Origin of the sequence: Saccharothrix sp. NRRL B-16348, from assembly GCF_001280085.1 — a bacterium.
In the GTDB taxonomy this organism is placed as follows: domain Bacteria; phylum Actinomycetota; class Actinomycetes; order Mycobacteriales; family Pseudonocardiaceae; genus Actinosynnema.
In genome coordinates this window covers 1-713 of the sequence record NZ_LGED01000081.1, presented here as the reverse complement: position 1 = coordinate 713, position 713 = coordinate 1, and the positions used below count along the sequence as shown (strand labels likewise).

1 protein-coding gene is annotated in these 713 nt (G+C 64.8%); it reads right to left on the bottom strand.

The genetic code is table 11. The features are described from left to right. The coding region (locus tag ADK67_RS48855; RefSeq protein WP_157620083.1) for a tetratricopeptide repeat protein at positions 1-713 on the bottom strand (713 nt) is incomplete at both ends.

Below are 713 nucleotides of genomic sequence, written 5' to 3'. Positions count from 1 at the left end.
CAACTCGTCGGGGTACTTCTTCGGTGGTGCCACGGACGACTCCCTTCAGGCCCTATCGGACCATGCCTGGAAAGCCACCGGGCTACCGGGGGAAGCTCAGGGCCCAGCACTCGCTCGTAGTCAGTCAGGCTCGCCTGGAACAGTGGGATCGCATGTCCCAGATCACCCGCCGTCATGTAGGCGTAGGCGAGGTTGTTGCGGGAGGTCAGCGTGTCCGGGTGGTCGAGGCCCAGTACCCGCTCGCGGGCAGTCAGGCTCGCCTGGAACAGTGGGATCGCACGCCCCAGATCACCCGCCGTATGATAGGCGCCAGCGAGGTTGTTACGGGAGGTCAGCGTGTCCGGGTGGTCGAGGCCCAGCACCCGCTCGCAGTCAACCAGACTCGCCTCATACAACGGGATCGCACGCCCCAGATCACCCGCCGCCACGTAGGCACCAGCGAGGTTGTTACGAGAATTCAGCGTGTTCGGGTTGTCGGGGCCTAGCACCCGCTCGAAGTCAGCCAGACTCGCCTCGAATAGTGGGATCGCACGCCCCAGATCACCCGCCGCATGATAGACGCCAGCGAGGTTGTTACGGGAGGCCAGCGTGTTCGGGTGGTCGGGGCCCAGCACCCGCTCGCGATCGCTCAATGTCGCCTCGTACAGCGGGATCGCATTTTCCAGATCACCCACCGCCTGGTAGACGGCAGCGAGGTTGTTACGGGAGGCCAG